Annotated in this window: 3 protein-coding genes; 2 read left to right on the forward strand and 1 reads right to left on the reverse strand. The window is 71.5% G+C overall.

All coding sequences use genetic code 11. The features are described from left to right. Positions 1-279 precede the first annotated feature (279 nt). A complete protein-coding gene (locus AB8Z36_RS38520) occupies positions 280-921 on the forward strand; it encodes an IclR family transcriptional regulator (RefSeq protein ID WP_369218015.1) in 642 nt (213 codons plus the stop codon). Between the two features lie 181 nt (positions 922-1,102). Then, positions 1,103-1,912 (forward strand): S16 family serine protease, encoded by an 810-nt coding sequence (locus AB8Z36_RS38525; RefSeq protein ID WP_369218016.1) that lies wholly within the window; start codon positions 1,103-1,105, stop codon positions 1,910-1,912. Positions 1,913-1,939: 27 nt separating this feature from the next. Here the strand turns inward: AB8Z36_RS38525 and AB8Z36_RS38530 are convergent. Beyond that, positions 1,940-2,105, reverse strand: a 166-nt coding sequence (locus AB8Z36_RS38530; protein WP_369218017.1) for a glycine betaine ABC transporter substrate-binding protein, incomplete at its 5' end; no start/stop codon positions are given.

The raw sequence follows: 2,105 nt of genomic DNA on the forward strand, positions 1-2,105 counted from the left end.
GTCCTGTGCGGGGTGGGGCGCGGTGTTTTTGCTGCGCCCCCCGCGTAACGGGGCAATGGGGGGCGCTAGGGGCGTTGCCGTGCCCGGATTCTGGACGGAGTCTTCCGCTGAGCGGGACGACCTGGTTAATGTCCCGGCAACGCACACGCCCCGTGGCAGCGCCGCCGCGGAGCGCAGCCGGAGTTCCGACCGGCGGCCTCTGACGCGCGTCGCCCACGGGACCGGCGGCGCAACCGCCGCGTAAGGAGGCCGCCGTCCCTCACTTAAGGAGTGGGCGTCGTGACCGCGGAGACTTCCCAGACGCTCGACCGAGGACTGCGCGTCCTCAAGCTGCTGGCCGACACCGACCACGGTCTTACGGTCACCGAGCTGTCCAACAAGCTCGGTGTGAACCGCACCGTCGTGTACCGCCTGCTCGCCACGCTCGAACAGCACGCCCTCGTCCGGCGTGACCTGGGCGGCCGGGCCCGGGTGGGCCTCGGCGTCCTCAGGCTCGGCCGCCAGGTGCACCCGCTGGTGCGTGAGGCCGCGCTGCCCGCGTTGCGCTCGCTCGCGGAGGACATAGGGGCGACGGCCCACCTCACCCTCGTCGACGGCACGGAGGCCCTCGCGGTCGCCGTCGTCGAACCGACCTGGACGGACTACCACGTCGCCTACCGCACGGGGTTCCGGCACCCCCTCGACCGGGGCGCCGCGGGCCGCGCCATCCTCGCCGCCCGCCAGAACCTGGTCACCGACCCGGGGTACGCGCTCACCCACGGCGAGCTGGAGGCCGGGGCCAGCGGGGCGGCGGCGCCGCTGGTCGGGGTGACGGGCATAGAGGGCAGCGTGGGCGTGGTGATGCTGTCGGACTCGGTGCCGGAGCGGGTGGGGCCGCGGGTGGTGGACGCGGCGCGAGAGGTCGCCGACGCGTTGCGCTGACCGCGCGGTTTGAGCGGCGTCCATTTGTTCTGCCCCTTGTTCCGCTTGTTCTGCCCCTTGTTCCGCCCCGCCCTGTCGCCGGCTGCGCCTGGCTCGTCCTCAATCGCCGGACGGGCTTGATCCTGGCCCGGCTGCGGGCCGGGCTCCGGCGGTGTCTGTGGTGTCACGTTAGATTGATCCCGTGCTGTTCTCCCTCTCTCGTCTCACGCGTCTCCAGGCCCTCGCCGTCTGCGCGCTGCCCGTGGTGGCTCTGCTGGCTGTCGCCGGGTTCGCGCCGTTGCCGTTCGCCGTGGCTCAGCCGGGGGGGACCGCCGATGTCCTCGGGAAGCACGAGGGGAAGACGGTGCTCACCATCACCGGGATGCCGACCCGGAAGACCGAGGGCGCGCTGCGGATGACGACCATCGTGGCCACGGGGCCGCAGATGAAGGTGCGGCTCGGTGACGTCGTGGACGGCTGGTTCCGTACCGACCGTGCGGTGATGCCCAAGAACGCCGTGTATCCGACCGGCGACAACGTCAAGGAAGTCGAGGAGCACAACCTCGGCGACATGAAGGAGTCGCAGGACGACGCCACGAAGGCGGCGCTCGGCTACCTCAAGGCGAACGGCGTGGACGACACCGGCAAGGTGAAGGTCCAGGCCGACCTCGGCAAGATCGGCGGCCCCAGCGCGGGCCTGTTCCTCTCGCTCGGCATCATCGACAAGCTCGACGGCGACGGCAGCGGCGGCGACCTGACCGGCGGCCGCGACATCGCGGGCACCGGCACGATCACCGCATCCGGCAAGGTCGGCGCGGTCGGCGGCGTGGCCCTGAAGACGCAGGCCGCCCGGCGCGACGGGGCGAGCGTCTTCCTCGTGCCCAAGGACGAGTGCGCCGACGCCGAGGCGGAGAAGCCCGAGGGGCTGCGCCTGATCCCCATCACGACACTGGACGGGACGGTCGACGCCCTGCGTGCCCTCAAGAAGGGCGCCGACGTCCCGAGCTGCTGAACCGGGACCTCCGGCTCCCCGCCGCGGCTACTCCTTGACGAAGCCCTCCTTGATCAGCCAGTCCTTGGCCACCTCGTGCGGGTCCTGGCCGTCCACGTCCACCTTCGAGTTGAGGTCACGGGCCACCGTGTTGTTCAGCTTCGCCGTGATGGGGGCCAGGACCTCGGCGATCTCCGGGTGCTTCTCCAGGGAC

Source organism: Streptomyces flavofungini (assembly GCF_041028215.1).
GTDB classification, from domain to species: domain Bacteria; phylum Actinomycetota; class Actinomycetes; order Streptomycetales; family Streptomycetaceae; genus Streptomyces; species Streptomyces flavofungini_B.